Source organism: Bifidobacterium saguinibicoloris (assembly GCF_019331725.1).
Classification (GTDB): domain Bacteria; phylum Actinomycetota; class Actinomycetes; order Actinomycetales; family Bifidobacteriaceae; genus Bifidobacterium; species Bifidobacterium saguinibicoloris.
Genome location: NZ_JAHBBF010000004.1, coordinates 140,609 through 165,023 on the forward strand (window position 1 = coordinate 140,609; position 24,415 = coordinate 165,023).

Annotated in this window: 21 protein-coding genes and 1 pseudogene; 12 read left to right on the top strand and 10 right to left on the bottom strand. The window is 68.0% G+C overall.

Annotation, left to right across the window (positions count from 1 at the left end; translation table 11 throughout):
- Positions 1–9 precede the first annotated feature (9 nt).
- From KIH78_RS04300 to KIH78_RS04315, 4 genes are all read right to left on the bottom strand, one after another.
- Positions 10–399, bottom strand: coding sequence for a cold-shock protein (locus tag KIH78_RS04300; protein WP_219131408.1), 390 nt, complete (start codon positions 397–399; stop codon positions 10–12).
- A gap of 120 nt (positions 400–519) precedes the next feature.
- Positions 520–2,343: a sensor histidine kinase gene (locus KIH78_RS04305; protein ID WP_420830116.1), complete on the bottom strand. Its 1,824-nt coding sequence runs from the start codon at positions 2,341–2,343 to the stop codon at positions 520–522.
- 266 nt (positions 2,344–2,609) lie between these two features.
- Complete coding sequence (locus KIH78_RS04310; RefSeq protein ID WP_219131410.1) at positions 2,610–3,341, bottom strand: response regulator transcription factor; 732 nt, start codon at positions 3,339–3,341, stop codon at positions 2,610–2,612.
- A 79-nt stretch (positions 3,342–3,420) separates the two neighbouring features.
- Positions 3,421–4,359 carry a TPM domain-containing protein gene (locus KIH78_RS04315; protein WP_219131411.1) on the bottom strand — a complete coding sequence of 313 codons (939 nt, stop codon included), beginning with the start codon at positions 4,357–4,359 and terminating at the stop codon, positions 3,421–3,423.
- Positions 4,360–4,446: 87 nt separating this feature from the next.
- Between KIH78_RS04315 and KIH78_RS04320 the strand changes: the two genes are divergently transcribed.
- On the top strand, positions 4,447–4,737 hold the full coding sequence (locus KIH78_RS04320; protein WP_214311049.1) for a WXG100 family type VII secretion target: 291 nt from the start codon (positions 4,447–4,449) through the stop codon (positions 4,735–4,737).
- Positions 4,738–4,873: 136 nt separating this feature from the next.
- Here KIH78_RS04320 and groL read toward each other — a convergent pair whose 3' ends face one another.
- The 3 genes from groL to KIH78_RS04335 form a co-directional block, all read right to left on the bottom strand.
- The gene (gene groL, locus KIH78_RS04325) at positions 4,874–6,499 is read right to left on the bottom strand and encodes a chaperonin GroEL (RefSeq protein WP_214311051.1); all 1,626 of its coding nucleotides are present in this window, start codon (positions 6,497–6,499) and stop codon (positions 4,874–4,876) included.
- A 307-nt stretch (positions 6,500–6,806) separates the two neighbouring features.
- Positions 6,807–7,010, bottom strand: a complete 204-nt coding sequence (locus tag KIH78_RS04330; protein ID WP_219131412.1) for a cold-shock protein — start codon at positions 7,008–7,010, stop codon at positions 6,807–6,809.
- A 215-nt stretch (positions 7,011–7,225) separates the two neighbouring features.
- Complete coding sequence (locus KIH78_RS04335; protein WP_219131413.1) at positions 7,226–7,921, bottom strand: LytR C-terminal domain-containing protein; 696 nt, start codon at positions 7,919–7,921, stop codon at positions 7,226–7,228.
- Positions 7,922–8,066: 145 nt separating this feature from the next.
- Here KIH78_RS04335 and KIH78_RS04340 point away from each other — a divergent pair, with 145 nt between their 5' ends.
- The 11 genes and pseudogenes from KIH78_RS04340 to KIH78_RS04390 all read left to right on the top strand — a co-directional run bounded on the left by KIH78_RS04340 (position 8,067) and on the right by KIH78_RS04390 (position 19,012).
- Positions 8,067–8,768 (top strand): uracil-DNA glycosylase, encoded by a 702-nt coding sequence (locus KIH78_RS04340; protein WP_219131414.1) that lies wholly within the window; start codon positions 8,067–8,069, stop codon positions 8,766–8,768.
- 66 nt (positions 8,769–8,834) lie between these two features.
- On the top strand, positions 8,835–9,905 hold the full coding sequence (locus KIH78_RS04345) for an AAA family ATPase (RefSeq protein WP_219131415.1): 1,071 nt from the start codon (positions 8,835–8,837) through the stop codon (positions 9,903–9,905).
- Positions 9,902–10,855 carry a DUF58 domain-containing protein gene (locus tag KIH78_RS04350; RefSeq protein ID WP_219131416.1) on the top strand — a complete coding sequence of 318 codons (954 nt, stop codon included), beginning with the start codon at positions 9,902–9,904 and terminating at the stop codon, positions 10,853–10,855. The genes KIH78_RS04345 and KIH78_RS04350 overlap by 4 nt, the downstream gene beginning before the upstream one ends.
- Positions 10,852–11,388, top strand: a complete 537-nt coding sequence (locus tag KIH78_RS04355) for a peptidyl-prolyl cis-trans isomerase (RefSeq protein WP_219131417.1) — start codon at positions 10,852–10,854, stop codon at positions 11,386–11,388. The genes KIH78_RS04350 and KIH78_RS04355 overlap by 4 nt, the downstream gene beginning before the upstream one ends.
- Positions 11,385–12,449 carry a vWA domain-containing protein gene (locus tag KIH78_RS04360; protein ID WP_219131418.1) on the top strand — a complete coding sequence of 355 codons (1,065 nt, stop codon included), beginning with the start codon at positions 11,385–11,387 and terminating at the stop codon, positions 12,447–12,449. The genes KIH78_RS04355 and KIH78_RS04360 overlap by 4 nt, the downstream gene beginning before the upstream one ends.
- On the top strand, positions 12,446–13,474 hold the full coding sequence (locus KIH78_RS04365; RefSeq protein WP_219131419.1) for a VWA domain-containing protein: 1,029 nt from the start codon (positions 12,446–12,448) through the stop codon (positions 13,472–13,474). Before KIH78_RS04360 ends, KIH78_RS04365 begins: the two co-directional genes overlap by 4 nt.
- Complete coding sequence (locus tag KIH78_RS04370; protein WP_219131420.1) at positions 13,471–14,073, top strand: DUF6466 family protein; 603 nt, start codon at positions 13,471–13,473, stop codon at positions 14,071–14,073. The genes KIH78_RS04365 and KIH78_RS04370 overlap by 4 nt, the downstream gene beginning before the upstream one ends.
- 224 nt (positions 14,074–14,297) lie before the next feature.
- The gene (locus KIH78_RS04375; protein ID WP_219131421.1) at positions 14,298–14,624 is read left to right on the top strand and encodes a hypothetical protein; all 327 of its coding nucleotides are present in this window, start codon (positions 14,298–14,300) and stop codon (positions 14,622–14,624) included.
- A 22-nt stretch (positions 14,625–14,646) separates the two neighbouring features.
- Complete coding sequence (locus KIH78_RS04380) at positions 14,647–16,257, top strand: lipase family alpha/beta hydrolase (protein ID WP_219131422.1); 1,611 nt, start codon at positions 14,647–14,649, stop codon at positions 16,255–16,257.
- A gap of 703 nt (positions 16,258–16,960) precedes the next feature.
- Positions 16,961–17,895: pseudogene (locus KIH78_RS10870) on the top strand (FtsX-like permease family protein); the annotation flags it as partial.
- Between the two features lie 382 nt (positions 17,896–18,277).
- Positions 18,278–19,012 (top strand): ABC transporter ATP-binding protein, encoded by a 735-nt coding sequence (locus tag KIH78_RS04390; protein WP_219131424.1) that lies wholly within the window; start codon positions 18,278–18,280, stop codon positions 19,010–19,012.
- 75 nt (positions 19,013–19,087) lie between these two features.
- Here the strand turns inward: KIH78_RS04390 and dnaE are convergent, their stop codons facing one another.
- The 3 genes from dnaE to KIH78_RS04405 all read right to left on the bottom strand — a co-directional run bounded on the left by dnaE (position 19,088) and on the right by KIH78_RS04405 (position 24,335).
- On the bottom strand, positions 19,088–22,639 hold the full coding sequence (dnaE, locus tag KIH78_RS04395) for a DNA polymerase III subunit alpha (RefSeq protein ID WP_219131425.1): 3,552 nt from the start codon (positions 22,637–22,639) through the stop codon (positions 19,088–19,090).
- A 70-nt stretch (positions 22,640–22,709) separates the two neighbouring features.
- Positions 22,710–23,423, bottom strand: a complete 714-nt coding sequence (locus tag KIH78_RS04400) for a hypothetical protein (protein WP_219131426.1) — start codon at positions 23,421–23,423, stop codon at positions 22,710–22,712.
- Positions 23,424–23,492: 69 nt separating this feature from the next.
- Entirely contained in the window at positions 23,493–24,335 is an 843-nt protein-coding gene (locus tag KIH78_RS04405) for an HAD family hydrolase (RefSeq protein ID WP_219131427.1), read from the bottom strand.
- Between the last annotated feature and the right edge of the window lie 80 nt (positions 24,336–24,415).

Consider the following 24,415-nt stretch of genomic DNA (forward strand, 5'->3'; position numbering starts at 1 on the left):
GGGTGTGAATCAGTCCTGTACGTCGAAGTTGTCCGCCACGGCGCGCAGCAGCGTGGCGAGTTTGCGGCTTTCGGCCGCGGAAGGGTAGCGATGGCGGCGCAGCGTGTTGCCCGCCGAATCCAGCAGCTTGATGAGGTCCTCGCAGATGGCGGCCATGTCGTCGGGCTTCGGACGCGTGGCCTTGACCAGCGACGGTGCGGCCGCCACCGGGGTCACGTCCATCGCCTGCGGGCCCTTGCGGCCCTCGACGACCGAGTATTCCACCTTGGCGCCCTTGCGCAGCGTGGTGGAGCCGGCTGGCAGAGCGGCCGCGGGCAGGAACACGTCCTTGCCTTCCTCACTGGTGATGAAGCCATATCCCTTGGCGGCATCGAACCAACGAACTCGACCGGTGGGCATCGTGTACTCTCGCTTTCTTCACTGGCGTCATTTCTGTAAGCCGGTCCATTCTACCGCATCATGCGCGACGCCCCTCCGACTCGCTTTGGGCGTAGCGCGCCGGAGGGGCGTCCTGTCGGCTCAGCGGGAGAACCAGCCTCCGCGCTTCGTCTTGCCGGCCTTGTCCTTGCCTTTCGCCTTGGCCGTCCTGTCCGCGTCCGCGGCCCGGTCGGCCGCGGACGTCGGCTGGACCGTCGGCGCGACGACCGGACCGAGCGGCAGCACGATGGTGAACGTGAGTCCGCCGCCGGGCGTCCCGGTCGCGCAGATGAGCCCGCGATGGGCCTTGACCACCGACTGCGCGATGGCCAGTCCCAGCCCGGTGCCGCCCTTCTCCCGCGCGCGGGAGGGGTCCGCGGTGTAGAACCGTTCGAACAGCTGCGAACGGGACTCGTCCGGCACGCCGGGGCCATGGTCCTCGAACCTGATCACCGCATAGTTGGTGCCGGTGCTCATCGACTGGCCGACGTCGGCCGCTTCGAGGAAGTGCCGCATCGACTCGTCGGTGGACGGCATCTGGGCGAGGCGCTCCGGCGCGATCGAGGCGGGCATGACGCCCAAGCCAACGCGCGCCGGCGAATCTGACGGCGTGTACCGGTGGATGTTGCCCACGATGTTCGTGACCACCTGGCGCAGACGCGAGGCGTCGCCGGTGAGGGTGACGGGGGTCATGGGGCCGGCGGCGATGTCGATGGCCGCGGGATGGTCCATGTCGGTCGACGGACGGAACGCCACGGTGCCGCGCGTCACCTCCCGCTCGGGGTCGAGCGCGTGCAGGTCGTCGAGCGCGTCGGCCACCAGGGTGGTGAGCGAGACGGTCTGCGTCATGTCGATGCCGCGCCCTTCGTCGAGGCGCGCCAGCGAAAGCAGATCCTCCACGAGGACGGTCATGCGCTGGCTGGATTTCTCGATGTGGGCGATGGATTCGTCGGCCCGTTCGAGCGCGCCGGGCATGTCACGCTGCATGGTGTACAGCTCGGCGTAGCCGTGGATGGCGGCGAGCGGAGTCCTGAGCTCGTGGCTGGCGTCGGAGACGAACCGTTTCATCTTCGCCGTGGTCTGCTCCTGCTCATGGAAGCTTTTCTCGATGCGCGCGAGCATGGTGTTGAGGGAGGCTGCGAGCGAACCGACCTCCGTGTTCTCCGGGGCCCAAGGCACGCGCTGGCTCAGGTCCCCGGCGGCGATCTTGGCCGCGGTCTTCTCGATACGCTTGAGCGGGTCCAGCGTGCGTTGGATGAGCAGCGCCACCAAGGAGCCGCCAAGCAGCACGATGGCGATCCCCACGGTGGCGCAGTACCGGGTAAGCGTGTTGATGGTGTCGATCTGGTCGGACAGGGACAGGCCGATGAACACGATGCCGCGGAACACCTTGTTGCCGTTGGCGTCCTGGTCCTCCCACCGGAACGCGGCCACGCGCCAGGGGGCTCCCGCCGCCTGGATGGTCTTGCGCGTGGGGGCCGTCGAGGCCCTCATCCCGGTGGAGCCGGCGGACGAGCCCTCGTCCGCGGGCCGGCCCGCATCGTCCTGGGAATCGGAGGAATCCTGCCCTGAATCCTGCGAGGCCCCGGAATCCGAGTCCTGACCGGAATCCGAGCCTGACGACGAGCCGCCCATGACGCTCGCGAGCGTGGTGATCTGCGCGCCGGTGGTGAACGGCGTGCCGAGCATGTCGTCGGTGAGCGCCGAGTTGGACGGCAGCTGGGGCATGGTGACGACGTTGCCGTCGAGGATCGGGTAGAGCTTCGTCTCGGTCTGTCCGGTGAGTTTGCCGTCCTGCGCGTAGCGGATCTGGAGGAAGTACGTGTTGAGCCCGTTGTTCCGCTGGTCCATGCTGCGCAGCAGGTCGGTATTGCGGAAGATGAGGGTGCTCTGCGAGATGATCTGGTTGTCGGTCTTCTCGAGCAGGTAGCCGCTGACAAGCTGTCTGATGGAGGCCGAGATGCCCACCGTGCCGATGATGAGCACGACGAGCGTGGAGGCGACGAGCTTGGCGCTCAGCGGGACGCGGTCGAGCCGGTCGAGGAAGAACCGCGTGAAGCGGTGCCATCCCCCGCGGCGTTTCCCGGCGGCGGGTCGCGCCGCCACAGGGGATGGCGTATCCGCGGCCGCGTTCCCCGGGGCTCCGGCCGGAGGGGTCGCCGTCTCGTCCTGGAGGGTACGGGGATGGGTGATCATGACTTCGGTTCGCGGATCATGTAGCCGATGCCGCGCTTGGTCTCGATGAGCGGCGTGACCTTGTGCTTCTCGCCGTCCTCGCCCTCCACCATGACGCCGTCGACCTTCTTGCGCAGGTAGGAGATGTAGCTTTCGACGATGGCCGCGTCGCCGCCCCAGTCGTACTGCCAGACGTGGTCGAGGATCTGCGCCTTGGACAGCACGCGTCCGGCGTTGTCCATGAGGTAGCGCAGCAGCTTGTATTCGGTGGGGCTCAGTTCGACGGTCTGGCCGGCGCGCGTCACGTCGTGCGAGTCCTCGTTGATCTCGAGGTCTCCCACGCGGATGATCGGATCGTCCTCCACCTGTTCGCGGGTGCGCCGCAGGATGGCGCGGATGCGCGCCACGACCTCCTCGAGGCTGAACGGCTTGGTGACGTAGTCGTCGCCGCCGACGGTCAGCCCCATGACCTTGTCCTGAGTGTCGTCGCGGGCGGTGAGGAAGAGGACCGGCGCGTCGATGCCTTCCTGACGGATGCGGCGGGTCACGGTGAACCCGTCGATGTCCGGGAGCATGACGTCCAGCACGATGAGGTCCGGACGGACCTTCTCGATGACTTCGATGGCCTCGGAGCCGGATGCGGCGGTGCTGACTTCGAAACCGGCGAAATGCAGGGAGGCGACCAGCAGTTCTCGGATGGACGGTTCGTCGTCCACGACGACGATGGATGCTTCGATAGGCTTGCTCATGCCTCCCAGCATGGCCTCGCTGTCTGACGGTTTCCTGAAAGCCGTCTGTGCATTCCGCGCGTCATGCGGCCAGCCGGGTTCAGCCGCGCTTCCTGCCGAACAGGCCGCGTTGCCGCTTGCGCGCCTCGCGCAGCTCACGTCGCGTCATCGGGCGGGACGGCTCCTCCGGCGCGGCCGACGGCTGCTCCGCGGCGGCCGGCGGCTCCGAACCGGACGGCGTCGCGTCGGCCGTCGCGTCGGCCGTCGCGGCAATCGTCTCGTCGGCCGTCGTCCCGGCGTCCTCGGTCCCGTCGTCGGACGGGACGTCCGTCGAGGACCGCGCCTGCGCATCCTGCTCGCCGGCGTCCTTGTCGACTTCGCGACGGCGCCTGACGACGATGGTCACCACGATGACGATGACGAGCACGGCGAGACCCGCGCCCATGCCGATGACGCCGATGGTCACCGTGCGCGAGTTCGTCGAGGTCTGCTTGCGCTGCTGGATCTCGTCCATCATGGCGATCGCGGAGCCGGACCAATCCTGTTTGGAGGAGTCGGAGAGCGGCTCCATGGCGGCCTTGCTCAGTGCGTCGACGGTGTCCGAATCGCGCAGCCACTCATCCGAGTTGCTGGAGACCGACACGACGAGGCTGCCGTCCGCGGAAGCCACCGCGAGCAGCACGGTGTTGGGCTTCGGATTGGTGGCCTCCAACGCCTCCTTCGCCCATTCGGTGGGCTTCGCGCCCTCGCCGAAGCTGTCGACGTAGATGAGGCGGACGTACACGCCGGATTTCTCGTAGGTCTCCTTGACCTTGTCGGTGACGGCCGAGGCGTTGGAGCCGAGCAGGTTCTGCGTGTCGGTGATGTTGTCGGTCATCAGGCCGGTGCCGCCGTCGGCGAGGGCGGCGGGAGTTATCCACATCGCGCACAACAACGCCAGAACGGCGCAGACAAGCCATTTCCCGACATGCGACACGCCGATGCGGGGGGCTCTGACCACATCGGTCGTTTTTCCGTTGATGAACGATTCGAAACTCATACACTCCACCTTAGCGGCCGGTTGCACCAATCGGCCGCCGTCCGGCGAAGCCGGGCGCATCATCCATGACGAACGAAGGAGACGACGATGCCTCAATACCAGGTCGATTCGGAACGGATCGCATCATCCAGCGCCGCGGTGCAGTCATCCGTGGGACAGATCAGACAGGCCGTGACCGGCATGGTGGCGAACCTCAACGCGTTGCAGGACGCGTGGAGGGGATCGGCGGCCACGCAGTTCACCTCGGTGGTCGAGCAGTGGCGCGCGGCGCAGCAGCAGATGGAATCATCCCTTGAATCCATACAACGCTCGCTGTCGCACGCGTCCACGGTGTATGCGGACGCGGAGACCGCGGCCGCACGGCTGTTCGCGCAGTGACGTCCCCGACGGACGTCCGGAAACGACATGTGCCGTCCCGTGCATGCACGGGACGGCACATGGATGTCACACGGACCGACGAGGCGTCACGCTAGCCCGGTCCGGGGACGCGGAATCATCTCCAATCGTCTGCCGATCAGTAGCCCATGTCGGCGCCGGCGGCCGGGGCGGCGGCCTTCGGCTCCGGCTTGTTGGCGACGACGGCCTCGGTGGTCAGGAACAGACCGGCGATGGAGGCGGCGTTCTGCAGGGCGGAACGGGTCACCTTGACCGGGTCGGTGACGCCGGCGGCCAGCAGGTCCTCGTAGGTGTCGGTGGCGGCGTTGAAGCCTTCGCCGTCCGGCAGGGAGCGGACCTTGCTAATCACGACGTCGCCGGAGACGCCGGCGTTCTCGGCGATCTGCTTGATCGGGGCCTCGATGGCGCGGAACACGATGGCGGCGCCGGTGGCCTCCTCGCCGGTGAGCGAGGTGACGGCCTCATCGGACTCGGCCTTCTTGGCGGCCTGGACGAGGGCCACGCCACCGCCGGGCAGCAGGCCCTCCTCGATGGCGGCCTTGGCGTTGCGCACGGCGTCCTCGATGCGGTGCTTGCGCTCCTTGGCCTCCACCTCGGTGGCGGCGCCGACCTTGATGACGGCGACGCCGCCGGCCAGCTTGGCGAGACGCTCCTGCAGCTTCTCGCGGTCGTAGTCGGAGTCGGTGTTCTCGATCTCGGCGCGGATCTGGGCCACGCGGGCGTCGATGTCCTCCTTGGAGCCGGCACCCTGCACGATGGTGGTCTCGTCCTTGGAGACGATGACCTTCTTGGCGTGGCCGAGCACGGAGGTGTCGATGGAGTCGAGCTTGAGGCCCAGCTCGTCGGACACGACCTGCGCGCCGGTCAGGATGGCCATGTCCTGCAGCATGGCCTTGCGGCGGTCGCCGAAGCCCGGGGCCTTGACGGCGCAGGACTTGAAGGTGCCGCGGATGTTGTTGAGGATGAGGGTCGGCAGCGCCTCGCCGTCGACGTCCTCGGCGATGATCAGCAGCGGCTTGCCGGACTTCATGACCAGCTCGGCCACGTGGACGACGTCCTGCTGGCTGGAGACCTTGCCGGAGGTCAGGAGGATGTACGGGTCCTCGAGCACGGCGGTCTGGTCGTCGGCGTTGGTCACGAAGTACGGGGCGATGTAGCCCTTGTCGAAGCGCATGCCCTCGGTGAACTCGAGGTCGAGGCCGAAGCGGTTGTTGTCCTCGACGGTGACGACGCCGTCCTGGCCGACCTTGTCCAGGGCCTCGGCGATCTTCTCGCCGACTTCCGGATCGGCGGCGGAGATGGTGGCGGTCGCGGCGATCTGGTCCTTGGTCTCGACGTCCTTGGCGGCGGCGATGAGCTCCTTGACGATGACGTCGGAGGCCTTCTCGATGCCGCGGCGCAGGGCGATCGGGTTGGAACCGGCGACCACGTTCTTCAGGCCCTCGTGCACGAGGGACTGGGCCAGCACGGTGGCGGTGGTGGTGCCGTCGCCGGCGACGTCGTCGGTCTTCTTGGCGACTTCCTTGACCAGCTCGGCGCCGATGCGCTCGTACGGATCCTCGAGGTCGATCTCCTTGGCGATGGAGACGCCGTCGTTGGTGATGGTCGGGGCGCCGTAGGACTTGTCCAGCACGACGTTGCGGCCCTTCGGGCCGAGGGTGACCTTGACGGTGTTGGCGAGCTTGTCAAGGCCTTCGAGCATTCCCTGACGGGCTTCCTCATCATACGCGATGATCTTTGCCATGGTTTGATGTCCTCCAAATGGCTGTGGGTAACCGATGTCCACCCGTGGGACCGCGGGTGATGCACCGCCGTCAGCTGCGGTTTATCACTCTCGACCTCCGAGTGCTAACTGCGACATTAGCACTCGACGTCCACGAGTGCCAACATCCGCCGGGATTTGCGCTCATGGCATGAAGCCCCGAACCGGGAACGGGGCGTTTTGGGCATGAAAAAAGCCCCGTCATACCGACCGGGGCGACCTGAGGTGTCCGAATCCTCAACCTCACGAACAAATGCACGTTCTTCGAACGGCTTGGGCGGAGCCGAGATCACAGTTTGGTGACCTTCGTGGCCTGCATGCCCTTGGGGCCTTTCTCGGCCTCGTACTCGACCTTGTCCCCTTCATTCAGGGTCTTGAAACCCTCACCCTGGATGACGGAGTAGTGGACGAACACATCGTCGCCCCCACCCTGCGGGGTGATGAAGCCATACCCCTTGCCATTGCTGAAGAATTTCACCGTTCCTTGCGCCATGTTGCACTTCCCTTGAGCTGTGTGTGAGCTAGCTGTACCTCTCCCGACACGGAGGGAATAGAACAACCACACCGCGCTCCCCCCGCCTCGCGACTAATCGGACAGTATAGCGACGCCCCCTGCCAACGACAAGAAACCGTTCACGAAACGGCTCCTCGCCATGGACAGGGGGCGTCGGGGCGGAATCCGCGGCGCCGCACGGCCGCATGCCGCGGTCAGCTCAGCAGCACCACCACGACGGACGACGACAGCCCGCTCGCCTGCTGGACGTTCGAGATGCCCAGCGTATTGGCCACATCCTGCGCGGTGGCCTGGTCGGCCGCGTCGGCGTACCACACCACGGTGGCGCTCGGCAGCGAGCCCTGGGGGTTGGCGGCCACCACGTTCGTGTAGCCGGCCTGGTCGAGCACGGTCTTCTTCGACGCCGCATAGCCGGAGGTCCTGGTGCCGTTGATGACCCGCACCGACTTGGTCTTGTCCGGTTGGGCCGCCTGTTCCTGCGCGGCCTGCTCCTGCTGCTGGGCCTGCTCCTGGTCCGCCTGTTCCTGCGCGGCCTGCTGGGCGGCCTCCTCCTCGGCCTTCTTCTTCGCGGCGGCCTCCTTCGCGGCCTTGGCCTTCGCCTTCTTCTTCGCCGCCGCCTGCTTCGCCGCGTCATCGGAGGAGGACGAGGACGAATCGGAGGACGACGAGGACCACGGCATGCGGATGTTGCCGGCCTCGCCGGAGAAGTATCCCCAGGCGCCCCAGCCGCACAGCGCGGCGACGAGCACCACGATCACGAACGGCATGAACCGGGCCGCCGCCGAACGCCTGCCGCGGTGGACCCCGGAAGGCCCCTTGGGGGGATTGTCGAACGCATCCGGCTCATAGGAGTCGAAATCGTCCTTCTCGCGGTTCTCACGCTTCGCCATGCTCGCGACCTCCTCGCAACGTCAAACTACACCGAGTGTAACGTCAGCGCTTCCCAGCCGCCATGGCCGGCGCGGTGCCCGCACCGTATGCGCACGTCGGCCGCCATGGCGCACGGCCGCCCCGGCACGGGGTACAGTGGGGCGCATGAGTGAGATCAAACCGCTGCGCGACCTCGTCGAACCGGGATGGGCCGAGGCGCTGAGGGACGTGGAGCCGCAGGTGCACCGCATGGGGGATTTCCTGCGTGGGGAGACCCGGGCGGGACGGCCGTGGCTGCCCGCCGCGCACAACATCCTGAGGGCGTTCACCATCCCCTTCGATTCGATACGGGTGCTCATCGTCGGCCAGGACCCCTACCCCACCCCTGGGCACCCGGTGGGGCTGAGCTTCTGCGTGGCCCCGGACGTGCGGCCGCTGCCCAGGAGCCTCGTCAACATCTATCGGGAGCTCGTGGACGACCTTGGCGTGCCGATGCCGTCCAACGGCGATCTGACGCCCTGGACCGAACGCGGCGTACTGCTGCTCAACAGGTGCCTGACGGTGGGCGTGGGACACCCGAACTCCCATCAGGGCAAGGGCTGGGAGCAGGTCACCGAGGCGGCCATCCGCGCCCTGAACGCCCGCGTGGACCCGGCCACCGGCAGGCCGCGCCCGCTGGTGGCGATCCTGTGGGGCCGCAACGCGCAGACGCTCGAGCCGCTCCTCACCAATGCGTACATCATCAAGTCCCCGCATCCGAGTCCGATGTCCGCCGCGCGCGGCTTCTTCGGGTCGCGCCCGTTCTCCCGCGCCAACCAGGCGCTCGAGGCGATGGGCGCGGAACCCATCGACTGGCGTCTGCCCTGACGTCCCCTCCCCGTTCCGGTTGCGCGGGCGGCGGAACCGTCACCGCGCTTGGTTACAGTGGAGCGCATGGCTATTTTCCCTCCGAAACCGCAGATGCCCCCGCAACCGGGCGCCGTGCGCGTGCCCGCCCCCACGGCCGCGACCGCGCTGAGCCCGGACGACGTGGCCAGGGCGGCGGCCCTGGCGGACCGCATCCGCGCCCGCTTCGCCCTCACGCTCGTCGGGCAGGACAATCTTCGTGAATCCCTGATCCTCACGCTGGTCGCAGGCGGCCACATCCTCATCGAATCGGTGCCCGGACTGGCCAAGACCACGGCGGCGCAGACGCTCGCCACGTCCGTGTCCGGCACGTTCAAGCGCGTGCAGTGCACGCCCGACCTCATGCCGTCCGACCTGGTGGGCACGCAGGTGTTCGACTTCGCCTCGCAGCGGTTCGCCACGCAGATCGGCCCCATCCACGCCAACTTCGTGCTGCTCGACGAGATCAACCGTTCGAACGCGAAGACCCAGTCCGCCATGCTCGAGGCGATGGCGGAGGGCGCGACCACGATCGGCGGCGAGCGCATCCCGCTGCCCCGCCCGTTCATGGTGATCGCCACCCAGAACCCCATCGAGGAGGAGGGCACGTTCGCGCTGCCCGAGGCCCAGATGGACCGTTTCATGATGAAGGCCGTGATGACGTATCCGACCGCCGACGAGGAGCGCCGCATGCTGGCGCTGCTCACGCGCCGCGGCTCCGATGTGTTCGACCCGGCCCAGCTCCCCGCCGACCAGGTGTCGATCAGGGACGTGGAGTTCCTGCGGGCGTGCGCCCGCCGGGTGCATGTGTCCGACGCCATCCAGCGCTATGCGGTGGATCTGGCGGCCACGTCGCGCGGCGCGGGTTCGCATCCGGTGCAGGGTCTGGGGTCGCTGGTGCGTCTGGGCGCCTCGCCGCGCGCCTCGATCGCGCTGGTGCGCATCGGCCAGGCGAACGCGTTGCTCAAGGGACGCGACTACGTGGTGCCCGAGGACGTGAAGGCGGTCGTCCATGAGGTGATGCGCCATCGCATCGTGCTCACGTTCGAGGCGCTGGCCGACGGCGTGACCGCGGACCAGGTGGTGGGCCGCATCGTCAAGGCGGTTCCCGTTCCATGATCGGCACCCGTTCCGACGATCCGGTCAGGGCCAGAATCGAGGCGCTGGGCACGCGGCTGAGCCTGCCCACCGTCCGCAGGGCGCTGGGCGTGATCGAGGGCGAGCACGGTTCGCGCCGCGCCGGCGGCTCGGACGAGCTGATGGACGTGCGCGCCTACGAGCCCGGCGATGAGGCGCGCCTCATCGAATGGAAGACGAGTGCCCGGCAGGGACGTCCGATGGTGGTCCGCCGCGAGCGTCTGGTCACGTCGCGCGTATGGATGATGCTCGACGTCGGCCGCGAGATGACCGGATCGTGCGTTTCGGGCGAACGCGCCTTCGAGGTGGCGGCGAACGCGCTGCGCATGTTCGCCGCGTTGTCGCTGCGGCGCTCGGACGACATCTCGCTGGTGCTGTCCGATGCGGCGAGCATCACGCGCGTGCCGTTCAACGGCGGGTTCCCCCAGTTCGAGCGGGTGCTCGACGAGGCCCTGGACCGGGACTGGTCGCAGCCGCGCAACATCGACGCGCTGCTGGCGTATGCGCGGCGCATCAGGGACCGCGACGCGCTCGTCGTCATCGCCACGGACGAGCATGCGCTGGACGATTCCCGGATGAAGGCGCTGCGGTCGGTGGCGCGCACGCATCCGCTCGTCGTCATCGACGTGGCCACCGTGAACCCGTTCGCCGCGGCACGGTCGCACGAGGTGCTGGACGGGGCCGGGCGCCGGCGTCTGCCGGCCTTCCTGGCGGACCCACGCGCCGCGGCGCAGGTGGACACGCACCGCGCGTACATGGCGGCCGCGCTGCGCCGCGAGATGGACCGCGTGGGGGGCCATGTGGTCCGGGCCGATTCCAGCGAGGCGATGTTCGACGAGTTCGTGCGCCTGGTCTCGCGCGCGCTGGCCGGCTCGGGCCCGGCCGGCCCCCGCATGATGGGCGCCACGTCCGGCGTGGGAGGTGCCGCATGATCGCAGTCGCATCGGTGTTGGCCGCCAACGCCCCCGTGGGACCGATCGACCTGACGGGGCCGCTGGTCGCCGTCATGGCGGTCGCGCTGACGGCGTGCGTGGCGTTGGTCGTGGCCGTCCTGCTGCTGTCCCGGCCGCGGCGCGCACGGATCGCGCCCGTCCGCCGCGGCGCGCACAGCGCCGACGCGACGGGCAAGGCGGAGTGGCGCGCCCGGATCGACGACGTGGTGGAACGCCACGCGTCCGGCGCGCTGAACCGTGAGGACGCGTTCGCGGAACTGGCCGCGGTGGCGCGCGACTTCGCCTCCGTCTCGTCCGGCCGGGACCTCGGCTCGCATACGTTGGCCGATCTGCGGCGCGAGGACAAGGGCGCGTCCGGCCGCGGCGGCATCGACCTGCTGCGCATGACCGTGGCCGCGCTGTATCCGCCCGAGTTCGCCGACGCCGCGGTGAACGCGCACGCCCGCGACGTCTCCGTGGAGGAGGCGGCCGGCTGGGTACGGAATCTTGTGGAAAGGTGGGGACGACGATGAGCCTGTCCTGGCAATGGCCGTGGGCCGCGGCGGCGGGGGCGCTCGCGGCGGCCGGCGTCATCCTCCTCGTCGTGGCGCTTTCGCGGCGCCGGCACGGCGGGGACGATGCGTTGAGGGCGTTCCATTTGGACGACGACCTCAACACGGAGCGCGCCTCGAGGCTGTTCCGCACATGGCGCGCGCTGAACCGGCTGGCCGTGCTGCTGCTGGCGTGCGCGCTGGCGCTGGCGTGCGCGCTGGTGGCGCGTCCGTCGTCGGTGGACGCCGGCGAGGAGCATTCGGCCACGCGCGACATCGTCCTGTGCCTCGACGTGTCCGGGTCGACGCTCCCCTATGACCGGCAGGTCATCGAGACGTACCGCGACATCGTCGGCAACTTCCAGGGCGAGCGCATCGGCATGAGCATCTTCAATTCGACCTCGCGCACCGTCTTCCCGCTGACCGACGACTACTCGCTGGTGACGCGCCAGCTCGACGCGGCCGCGAAGGCCCTCAAGGGCGTCGAATCGCAGGACGACATCGACAAGATGAGCGACGCCGACTACCAGCGGCTGTCCGACTGGCTGGAGGGCACGCAGAACCGCAAGGACACAACCTCGCTCATCGGCGACGGTCTGGTCTCCTGCGCGGCCATGCTGCCCGGATTCGCCTACGGGACGGCCGGGGGCGACGGCTCGACGCGCTCCCGCGCCGCATCCATCGTGCTCGCCACGGACAACGTGGTGTCCGGCACGCCCACGTACACGCTCGAACAGGCGCTGGAACTCACCTCCAAGGCGAGGATCACGGTGGACGGCCTGTTCTCCGGCCCCCGGCAGAGCGAGGGCGACGCGACGACCACGCGGATGAAGGAGCTCGTCGAATCACATGACGGCGTGTTCCTCACGCAGTCGGACGGCACGTCGGTCGAGGCGCTGGTGCGCGACATCGAATCGCGCAGACGCGCGCAGAGCGAGACGGCGTCCAAGGCGGCCGTGACGGACGACCCCGCATGGTGGACGGCGACCCTGCTGGCGGTCGTCCTGGTCTGGCTGGCACTGGCCTGGAGGTTGAGGAGATGAACGCGATGACACTGTCCCCCATCTTCGGATGGCCCGTGGGAGGCGCGCTCGCCGCCGTGATGGCCATGGCGGCCGTCATCGGCGTCGTACGCCATGCGCGCGGCGCGGCCGGCGACGAGACCTCGGCGGCCTGCGTGCGTCGCACGCTCGTCTGCCTGCTGGCGGCGGTGATGGCGCTGTGCCCGTCCGTCGTCTCGTCCACCACGTCGCGCGCCGTGAACGCCACGGACGTGGTGGTGGCGGTGGACGTCACCGGATCCATGGCCGTGGCCGACGCCACGTACGGCGCGGACAAGGGGATCACCCGCCTCGAGGCGGCGAGGAAGGCCGTGGACGACCTCACGGAACTCTATGGGGACGCCAGTTTCGCCGCGCTGCGGTTCGGCGCGTCCGGCACGCTGGACGTGCCGCTGACGCCCGACGCGCCGGCCATCCGCAGCTGGGCCTCCACGCTGGCGCCGGAGGCGACCAGCGTGTCCGCGGGATCCTCGCTCGACGCGCCGCTCGACCAGCTGGTCACGACGCTCAAGGACATCCGCGACCAGCATCCGGACGACGCCGTCGTGCTGTACGTCATCACCGACGGCGAGCAGACCTCGGCGAAGGCCCGGCGCTCGTTCTCCACGCTCCGCGGCTATCTGGACGACGCGTTCACGGTGGGTGTGGGCTCCGTCGACGGCGGCCGGATCCCCAAGGTCGCCGACGGCGTGTCCGGGGAGAACGGGACCGACGGCCAGGAGTGGGTCACCGACCCCGACACCGGCGAGCCCGGCATATCGAAGATGGATGAGACGAACCTCAAGGAGATCGCCGACGAGATGTCCGGCACGTATCTGAGGACCTCGGCCACGCAGACGCTCGCCGCAGGCCGCTCCGCCAAGGCGTCGGACCGCTGGAAGGTGACCGAGACCACGAAGGAGCGCACCCGTATGACACCGGTGGTCTGGCCGTTCGCCATGGCCATGCTGGCCCTGCTCGCCTGGGAGGCGGGGGCCTGGATCGCACTGTCGAGGAGGTTGATATGAGCGGACACGCGCATGACGCCGGGAGGAAATCCCGGAAGGGGGATGCGGCCCGCGCGCCGTTGGGCGTGCGCATCCTGCTGGCTGTGCTGGCCGTGGCCGCGCTGGGCGTGACCGGCGTCGCCGCCGTGAACCTGGTGGCCGTCAGCCGGTTCAACCAGGCGACGGCGAGCCTCACCGCCAATCTCACGTCCGCGGACGGCGACGACGCCGACTGGGAGGCGCTCAGCGCCGGCCAGCGGCAGACCGACGCCCAGTTCGCCGACGCCGGGGCGCTGGGGTTCCTACTGCTGCCGCAGGTGCGCGAGGCGGTCGATACGAACGCCTCGATCTCGGCGACGCTGACGAAGCGCACCGTCAAGGAGGCGGCCAAGGCCTCCGGCAAGGCGACGTCCGCGTCGAAGGACGCCGCGGCATCGCAGGGCGGCACGAACGCGAAGAAGGGCGGCGGGCTGACGGCCGAACAGAAGAAGCAGGTGGAGGACCTGCTCAAGGCCAACCAGCAGTCCACGCCGTCGCAGGATTCCACGACCGGCGACGGCGATTCGTCCAAGGACACGACGGGGTCGACCACGACGACGCAGACGGCGAAACCGTGGTGACGGGCGGAGCCGCGTCGCCTGTCCGTCCACGGACCCGTCGATGAGCATCCGGGGCGGGCGCCGGGCATGTCCCGGCGCCCGCCCCGTCGCATATCCTGCGGAGGATGCCGTTCCATGAGACGTCATCGTTAAGGGTCTTGACGGATATGTGGATAACCGGGGCTCCGACCACAAGGCCCCTCCGGGGTGGACGCCGCCCTCCCACGTGGTGTTCCATGGGGCGCATGGACACCACACGACACCGCACGCGCGTCATGCGCCGGCTCACGCTCTCCCCCACTCCCCAGGAGTTCGGCTCCATGCCGGAGCCCATGTTCGGACAGACGGCCTGCCGCTGCCACACGGTCGTGGCGGACGGACGGGAACGGATCTCCCGGCTCGCCTCATCCACCGCGCTCGTCACGGGAGCCGTGCGCGAGACGCTCGCCGGCTGCCGCGGCATCGCATGGGACGGTCCCGCCGCCACATACTTCCGCGGGACCGTCGACACGCTCGCCGCCCTGATGGACGAACACGACGACGGCGCCCTCGCCGCGGCGCGGATCGCATGACCCCGATACGAAGGAGCCCAAGATGAACTGGCAGGTCACCTCGCAGATCCACGGAGGACATCAGTCCTCACCCGCGACGATGGAGGAATACCGGACCCTCGCCGCCGCCCTCGACGACGCCGGAGGAAAACTCATCGCACAGGCCCAGGCCTGGTCGCAGGCGGCCCTCGACCTCGGCTCCGAACGGTACAGCGTGCCGTTGTGCACCACACTGCAGACGGGCATCCCGCACACGGCGCCGGCCGACCACGCCACCCTCCCCTACGTGAGGCTCATCGCCGCATGCCAGCGCCGAGCCAAAGAGATGTCGGACTCGGGATGGAAGCTCAAGGGCATGGCCGATCTCGTCACCAGGGCGCAAAGCCTGTACGCGGAGGCGGAACGCACCGTCCGGCGGGGCATCACCGAGCTGACGCAGGCCGGAACCCAGCTGCGTCCGGGCTGGGCCACCTACATCATGGGCGCCCTCGCGGTGGGCGGGCTCGTGGGCAGCTGGGTGCACGAGGGCGCTCCGAACCTCGCCACGTCGTCATGGGCCACCGCGCCGTTCCAGCAGGGGTATCTGAGCGGCATCGGCTCGATGATCGCCGGCGTCGAGATAGGCAAGGGCGTGGTGCATACGGACGAGGTGAACCAGGCGGCGGAGAAGATCGGCCGGTTCAGCGCGCCGCTCAAGAACCTCCTGCAGGGCGTGGAGCTGCACCTGACGCGCGTGGAGGCGAACGCCCCCGTGGTGCGCGAGTCGAGATCGGTGTCCGAATCGTTGGAGAACCTGCGCAGACTCGGCGAGGAACGGCTCGGCAAGATCGACCTCGATTCGGGGCTCACCTACGCCACCATCGCGGTGCAGCGATACGAGAAGGCGGATGGCACGAACGCGTGGCTGGTCACCATCCCCGGCACCGACGGCTTCTTCGATTCGCCGTTCGGGTGGGAGCAGAACGTCGAGCTCATGAGCGACGACGCGGAACGCAGGACGAGGGCGGACAGCGCGCGCATGGTCGTGGAGGCCATGGAACGCGCCGGCATCGGACGGGACGAGCCGGTGGCGATCGTGGGCCATTCGCAGGGAGGCATCGTGGCCGCCGCGATCGCCTCGGACCAGTCGGAACGATTCGACATCCGGCATGTGGTGACGGCGGGCTCCCCGATAGCGAACCATCCCATCCCTTCCAAGACGTGGGTGACCGCCATCGAGATCAAGGATGAGCTCGTCGCTTCGCTCGACGGCGCGGACAATCCCGCCACGGAGCAGTGGATGACCATCCAGGGCACCGTCATGCCCGCGGACGACCCCGTATACCCCACGCTCAACGACGACGGCTCGTGCACGCCGGCGACCGGCACGAACGTCCGGGGACTCAGCCCCTATGCCGGCACCCCGGTGGCCGATCCGAAGGAGACGCAGGAGCTGAGCCACTGGCTCAAATACCATCAGGCCGCCTACCGCAACGCCTCCGACCTCGGCTCGCCGGCGGTGGTCGCGCACGAGGAGCATTTCGCCGACGTCATCGCCGGCGAACTCAAGGAGACCCAGTACTACGAGGGGCGCATGCGGATGTGGGGCGACTACGGGCCGAAGGAGCGCATCACCACGGTCACCTCCGGACAGACCGCGCCGTCGTCCCCGTAAGCCGCGCCGAGAGACACGCATATCCAGCGGACACTCAGGAAACATACGGGACTTCTTGCCGCATCGCATGCCATGACGTCCAGCGGGCGGCAAGGACGCTCCCAAACGGGAGGCACATGCTGGGGGCCATGGCACGGCGCAGCGGGCGTCGTGCGGCAATCGGAAGGAACCCCGAATGTTCGTGTTGAAGAACGCATGGCGATCGGTCGTGCGCAACAAGGGACGCAACATCCTGATCGTCATCATCGTCGCGATCATCGCGGCCGCCGCCACGGTGGGCCTGGCCATCCGGTCGGCGGCGCAGACGGCCAGGGAGGACGGCCTCGACTCCACCACGGTGACTGCCACCATCGGCGTGGACCGCGAGGCGATGATGAGCAAGGCCACGCAGGCATCGTCGGATTCGTCGGACTCGTCCGACGGCAAGCCCGATTTCGAATCGATGCGCGACGCCCTCGACCAGGACTCCCTCTCGCTGTCCGATTATGAGAAGTACGCCAAGGCGTCCAGCGTGGACGTCAGCACCTACTACACCGAGACCACGTCGGTGAACGCCACGGACGACTTCCAACCGGTGGAGTCCACCACGTCGAACGAGGCGAACTCCTCCGATTCGTCGTCCTCGTCCTCCGACTCCCAGAACGGGCAGGACGCGCAGGGACAGGGCGGCGGCGGACCCGGCATGGGCGGCCAGGGCGGCGGCATGGGCATGGACTCCGGCGACTTCTCGCTCGTCGGGTTCTCCTCCGACGCCGCGGTGGCCGCGGCGTCCAACGGCACGTTCACCATGTCCAGCGGCCAGGTGTTCGGCTACGGGACCGACGACGAGGGCGACGTCATCATCTCCAAGGCGCTGGCCGACTTCAACGGCCTCAAGGTGGGTGACACCATCACCGTGGCCGACCTGTCCGGCGACGACGACACCTACGAGCTCACCATCGTGGGCATCTACAAGAACACCACCTCCGAGAACACCGGCGCGAACGGCCCGATGGGCGGCACCTCCTCCGACCCGGACAACGCCATCTACACGTCGGTGGCCACCCTGAAGAAGCTCGGCCTGTCCACCGAATCCAGCTCCTCCGACGACACGTCGGATTCGTCGGACTCGTCCGACTCCTCCACGGCGACCTCCGCCTCCCGCACCCAGCTGAGCTTCACCTACGTGCTCGGCAGCAAGGACGACTACGAGACGTTCGCCAAGGACGTCGAGAAGGCCGGCCTCGACGACACGTACACGGTCTCCTCCGCGGACGTGGAGAACTACGAATCCAGCCTCGTGCCGCTCGACAACCTGGCGAAGTTCGCCCTGACGCTGCTCGTCATCGTGCTCGCCGTGGGTGCCGTGGTGCTCGTCGTGCTCAACCTGTTCAACGTGCGCGAACGCAAGTACGAGGTGGGCGTCCTCACCGCCATCGGCATCCGCAAGACGAAGGTGGTGGCGCAGTTCGTCATCGAGCTGCTCATCGTCACCATGATCGGCATCGCGCTGGGCGTGGCCGCGGGAGGCGCCGCCTCGGTGCCGGTCTCGAACCAGCTGCTCGCCCAGCAGGTCTCTTCGCAGGAGTCCGAGGCGTCCAGCCGTCAGGCGCAGTTCGGCCGTGCCGCGGACATGCCCGGCGCCGGCGGCGCGGCCTCGTCCTCCTCCGGCGATTCGGATTCCTCCTCGTCCGATTCCTCCTCGTCCGGCAACGGCTCCGGCTCCACGGATTCCGGTTCCAACGGCTCCAGCTCCACCGGCTCCGGCTCCGACGCGCAGCCCGCCGGCCAGCCGGGCGGCAACGGCCCCGGCGGATTCTCCCGGGCGGTCAGCTACGTCAGCGAGATCGACGCTACGGTGAACCTCAAGGTGGTGGGCCAGCTCGTGCTCATCGGCCTCGGCCTCACCCTGATCTCGGCGCTCGTGGGCGTCATCGCCATCGTCCGCTACGAGCCGCTCCAGATCCTCGCGGACCGCTCCTGACCCACCGCGCCGCCATCGCACACCATCAACGCACCAACGCATGAAAGCAGGCATCGCATGACCAGCACAACCACCATCGGAACCGCCGCGGCCGGCGCCACGGCGACGGCGCAGGCCGGAACCCCCTCCCCCACGCCGATCCTCGCCATGGACCACGTCTCCTACTCGTACACGAAGGGAGGCAAGAAGGTCGTCAAGGACCTGAGCCGCGACTTCCACGCGGGCACGGTCGTCTCCATCGTGGGCCCCTCCGGCGCGGGCAAGACCACCGTCCTGTCGCTGCTCTCGGGACTCACCTGCCCCACCGAGGGCCGCATCCTGTACAACGGCGCCGACCTGGCGAAATCGGACCGGTACCGCTTCCGCAGCCACGACATCGGCGTGATCTTCCAGAGCTTCAACCTGCTGCCGGCCCTGACGGTCGAGGAGAACATCACCCTGTCCATGGAGGCGTCCGGAAGACGGTTCGACAGGCCGAAGCACGACCTCGTGCTCGACCTGCTGCGCAAGGTGCGGCTGCCCGGCGAGTACGCGAACGAACGGATCCTGCACCTGTCCGGCGGCGAACAGCAGCGCGTGGCCATCGCCCGCGCGCTGAGCTACGGACCGGACATCGTGCTGGCCGACGAGCCCACCGGCAACCTGGACATGGCCACGCAGGACGACATCATGGCGATCTTCCGCACGCTCGCCCACGAGGAGGGCAAGTGCGTGATCATCGTGACGCACTCCCCCGCGGTGGCCGACCAGTCCGACGAGGTGTTCGAACTCAAGCCGCTGCGCCGCCGCTGAACCGGCCGGGACGGACGCAACCGCCGACGCACCGATGCCCGCCTCCTTCATGCAGGAAGGAGGCGGGCATCGTCGTCATGCGGCGGGCAGGCAGCTCGGGCCGAACAGGATCTTGATCTCCGCGAACAGCGACGTGTCCCGCTTCACGCGGAACCGATCGCCGAAGGTGAGCACCTGCGCCGCGCCCTTGTCGTCGAGCACGGCGAGCTTCACCTCGCAATACCCCGGATGGTTGGCGAGGACCTGACCGAGCTGCATCATGCGCCGGCGCGCGAGCGCGGCGGCCGGCAGCGTGATGACGACCGGCTTGTTGTCCTCCGCCTCGAGCGACGGCACCTGCAGCTCGGTGGCGCGCAGGGAGACGGTCTCGTCGCGCAGCTCCACCTGGCCGCGAATCTGCACCACCTCGTCCTGCTGGAGCTCCGGGGCGGCCGCCTCGTACACCTTGCCGAAGAACAGGCATTGGATGGAGCTCTCCAGATCCTCGATGGTGACGATGGCCCACGCGTTGCCCTTCTTGGAGACGCGCCGGTCCACCTTGGTGATCATACCGGCGAGCGTGACCTGCTGGCCCTCGCCCATGGTCTTGGCCCGGTCCACGAGATGCGCGATGGACATCTCACGCAGTCCGGCGAGCACGGCGGTCATGCCGGAGAGCGGGTGGTCGGACACGTACAGGCCGAGCATCTCGCGTTCCAGACCGAGTTTGGTCTTCTTGTCCCACTCTTCGATGTCGGGCACGGTGACGGATGCGTCGCCCATGGCCTCGGCGCCGCCGTCCTCGTCGTCGGAGAACAGGTCGAACTGGCCTTCGGCCTGCTTGCGTTTGATGCCGACGACGGAGTCGATGGCGGCCTCGTGGATCTCGTACAGGGCGCGTCGGTTCGGTTCGATGGAGTCGAACGCGCCGGCCTTGATGAGCGACTCGACGAGACGCTTGTTGAGCGCGGTCAGGGGCACGCGGCGGATGAAGTCCATGAAGTTCACGTACTTGCCGTGCGGTCCCTCGCGTTCGGCGATGATGTCGGCCACGGCCTTGTCGCCCACGTTGCGGATGGCGCCGAGACCGAAGCGCACCACGTCGCCGACGGCGGAGTATTCGAGGCGGGACTCGTTGACGTCCGGCGAGAGCACCTGGATGCCCATGCGTCGCGCCTCGCCGAGATACAGGGCGGTCTTGTCCTTGTTGTCCTTGGTGCCCTGCAGCAGCGCGGCCATGAATTCGACCGGATAGTGGGTCTTGAGGTACGCGGTCCAGTAGGAGATCAGGCCGTACGCGGCGGAATGCGCCTTGTTGAACGCGTATCCGGAGAACGGGACAAGCACGTCCCACACGGCCTGCGCGGCCTCCTCCGAATAGCCGTGCTCCTTCATGCCGGCGAAGAACGGCACCTTCTCCTTGGCCAGCACCTCGGGCTTCTTCTTGCCCATGGCGCGCCTCAGCACGTCTGCCTTGCCGAGCGAGTAGCCGGCGAGGATGCGCGCCGCGGACTGCACCTGCTCCTGGTAGATGATGAGGCCGTACGTCTCGTCGAGGACCTGCCGCAGCGGCTCGTCCAGTTCGGGATGGATCGGCGTGATCTTCTGCAGCCCGTTCTTGCGCTTCGCGTAGTTGATGTGCGATTCCATCGACATCGGGCCCGGACGGTACAGGGCGATCAATGCGGAGATGTCGTTGAAGTTGTCGGGCTTGAGCATCTTGAGCAGGGAGCGCATGCCGTCGGAATCGAGCTGGAACACGCCGAGCGTGTCGCCCCGGGCGAGCAGCTCGTACGTGGCCTTGTCGTCGAGCGGGATCTTCGTGTAGTCGATGCGCTCCTTGCCGTTGGCCTCGATGTTCCTGAGCGTGTCCTGGATGACCGTCAAGTTGGACAGGCCGAGGAAGTCCATCTTGACCAGTCCCAGCGTTTCGCACGTGTGGTATTCGAACGTGGTGGTCACCGTGCCGTCGGTGCGTTCCAGCAGCGGCGACGTGTCGGTGATCGGCTCGCTTCCCATGATCGTGGCGCAGGCGTGCACGCCGGTCTGGCGGATCAGGCCCTCGATGGTCTTCGCCTTGTCGATGATCTGGTGCGCGTCATGGTCGGACTCGTACAGCTCGCGGAACTCGCGCGCCTCCGCGTAGCGTTTGGACGTGGGGTCGAAGATCTCCTTGAGGCTCGCGTCCTTGCCGTTCTTGGACGGCGGCAGCGCCTTGGTGACCTTGTCGCCCATGGCGAACTCGTAGCCCATGATGCGCGCCGAGTCCTTGAGGGCCTGCTTGGTCTTGATGACGCCGTAGATCACGCATTGGGCGACCTTGTCGCGGCCGTACTTCTCGCCGCAGTAGTCGATGACGTGCAGACGGCCGTCCGGGTCGAAGTCGACGTCGATATCCGGCAGGGACACGCGTTCCGGGTTGAGGAAGCGTTCGAAGATGAGGCCGTGCTTCAGCGGATCGAGCTCGGTGATGCCCATCGCGTACGCGACCATCGAACCTGCGGCCGATCCTCGGCCGGGCCCCACCATGATGCCGTGGTCCTTCGCCCACTGGATGTAGTCCGCGACGACGAGGAAGTAGCCGCAGAACTGCATCTGGCAGATCACGCCGCACTCGTAGTCGGCCTGCTTGGAGACCTCCTCGGGCACGTTCCCCTCGTAGCGCCGTTCGAGGCCCTCCTCCACCTTCTTGAGGAACAGGGAGGCCTCGTCCCAGCCTTCGGGGCAGTCGAACTGCGGCATGAACGCGCCGTCCTCGTGGTCGTCGAAGATCACGTTGCAGCGTTCGGCGATCTCGAGCGTGTTGTCGCACGCCTCCGGGAACTCCCTGAACAGCTCGCGCATCTCCTCGGCCGGCTTGAGGTAGTAGCCGGTGCCGTCGAACTTGAACCGGTCCGGGTCGTCGAGGTGCGAGCCGGAGTTGATGCACAGCATGGCGTCCTGCGCTTCGGCGTCCTTGGCCTCCACGTAGTGGGAGTCGTTCGTGGCGAGCAGCGGCGCGTTGAGCTTCTTCGCAATCGTGAGCAGCCCGGACGTGACCTCCTTCTCGATCTTCAGGCCGTGGTCCATGAGCTCGATGAAGAAGTTGTCACGACCGAAGATGTCCTGGAACTCGCCGGCGGCGCGCAGCGCCTCGTCGAACTGACCCAGACGGAGCCTGGTCTGGATGATGCCGGACGGGCATCCGGAAGAGGCGATCACGCCTTTGGAATAGGTGGCGAGCACCTCCTTGTCCATACGCGGGTAGCGCATGACGCGGCCTTCGAGGTTCGCCACGGAGCTCGCCTTGATGAGGTTGACGAGGCCTTCGTCGTTCTCCGCCCACATGGTCATGTGGGTGATGAGGCCGCCGCCGGAGACGTCGTCGCGCCGCTGGTCCTCGGTGCCCCAGTGCACGCGGGACTTGTCCTGGCGGGCGGTCTCCGGCGTGACGTACGCCTCGATGCCGATGATCGGCTTGACGCCGTTGGCCACGCAGTTCGTGAACATCTCGTACGCGCCGTGCATGTTGCCGTGGTCGGTGATGGCCACCGCCGGCATGCCGAGCTCGGCCGCGTGCCTGGCCAGGTCCGGGATCTTGGACGCCCCGTCGAGCAGCGAATAGTGCGTGTGGTTATGCAGGTGCACGAAGTTTCCCGAGTTTGCCATGGGATTCACCCTACCGCACGCCCACGCCCTGTCCGGCGGCCGCCCCGCCGGGACCATACCCCGCGCAGGGTCACAGCCACACCCGCCTGGTCCACCAGCGCCGGTCGTACCATCGCGCCCGGTCGCGCCGGACCGTCTCCCACTGCGCGGGCCCCCACTGCGCATAGTCCCACGGAAGCCGCCGGCACAGCTCCTGCGCCAGCGGGAACAGCATCGTTTCGAGCTCGCCCACGCGCAGGTTCCCCCGGGCGTCCTCGAAGACGCCGGGCACCCAGAGGAACGGTCTGCCGGAGACGATGAGCAGGTTGGGACGCCAGGGGTTCGCGTACAGCATGTTCATCACGTCCCCGCCCACGCCGCCGATGATGGGATGCGTCAGCATGCCTTTTCTGACGTGTATCGTGCACCATGCGTCGAGCTCCTGCGGCAACGCCACCGGCAGGGACAGGAACCACAGCCCGAACCAGTCGACGGCGTCATCGGCCATGCTGTCGAGATCGGGCGGCAGCATCATCTCGAACAGCACCCACGGCCCTTTGACGTACCAGCCCAACGTGCGCGCGTTGGCGGAGACCTCGTAGCTACAGCCGAACGCCTGCTCATAGAACTTGTGATTGAGCTGGGGCCAATACCCGGACTGCGTCTGCGTCCACCCGTAGGCGGACATGTAATCACCCTCTCTGCGCATGGTCTTGCGCCCGTAGGCCGCGCACAGCATCGTGAAGGGCACCGCAAGCACGCACCCTATCGCCAGCCAGAACAGGACCTCGATGACCGTATCCATCGCGGACCTCCCTTCTCGTCCCGTCTGTGTCCCGGTTCCCGAAGGTCCTGCGCGCCGTCTCCGGCCGGCTCAGATGAGGCCGAGCGTGCGGAACGCGTTCGCGATGCCGTCGTCGTGGATGTCGGTGGTCTGCATGTCGCACCACCGTTCGATGCCGTGGATGGCGTTGCCCATGGCGACGGACGTGCCGGCGGCCTTGAGCATGGCCGTGTCGTTGTCGGAGTCCCCGATCGCGATGGTGTCCCCGATCGGCACGCCCAGCCGTGCCGCCACCTCACGCACCGCGGTGCCTTTGTCGACGCCGTTGATGAGCAGTTCGCCGTTGTTCGGGGAGATCGCGTCGTACGAGCCGTGCACGAGCGTGAACCACGGGGCGAGGTCGCGTTTCGTCTCCTCGAACGTGACGTCCGGGTCCGGGCCGGTGAAGTAGGAACCTTTGGACACGTGGATGGTCCGCCCCAGCGTGGACCCTTCGGGCACGTCGATGTCGTCGATGCGGTGCCAGAAGCGCGCGAACTCGCCGCGGTCGAACGCCTTGCCCTTCGACTTCAGGTGACGCGCGTAGCCTTCCGAGATGACCATGCCGTCCGCGCCCTGCCACTGGTACGCCTCGATGCCGTGCGCCTTGAAGTAGGCATCGGCCGCGTCGATCGCCTCAGGCGGGACGAACCGCTGGAACAGGACGCAATCGCCCATGTTCGCCTGCGCGCCCGCCACGGACACCACGCCGTCGAAGCCCACGTCGAGGATGCTCTGCTCGATCTTCGGCAGGGAGCGGCCGGTGCAGATGAACAGCAGATGCCCGTTCTCCCGGGCCTGCACGCAGGCCCGGCGCGCCGATTCAGGGACCTGATGCTGCTCGTCCGCCAGAGTGCCGTCGATGTCCAGGAACACCAGTCTGCGTGCCGTCATGCTCCGTCCTCCCGTCTTCGTCCGTCCTCGTCGCCCCGCGGAACCCATGCTTCCGCCGGCCCGCGGGCGTCGTCTTCACG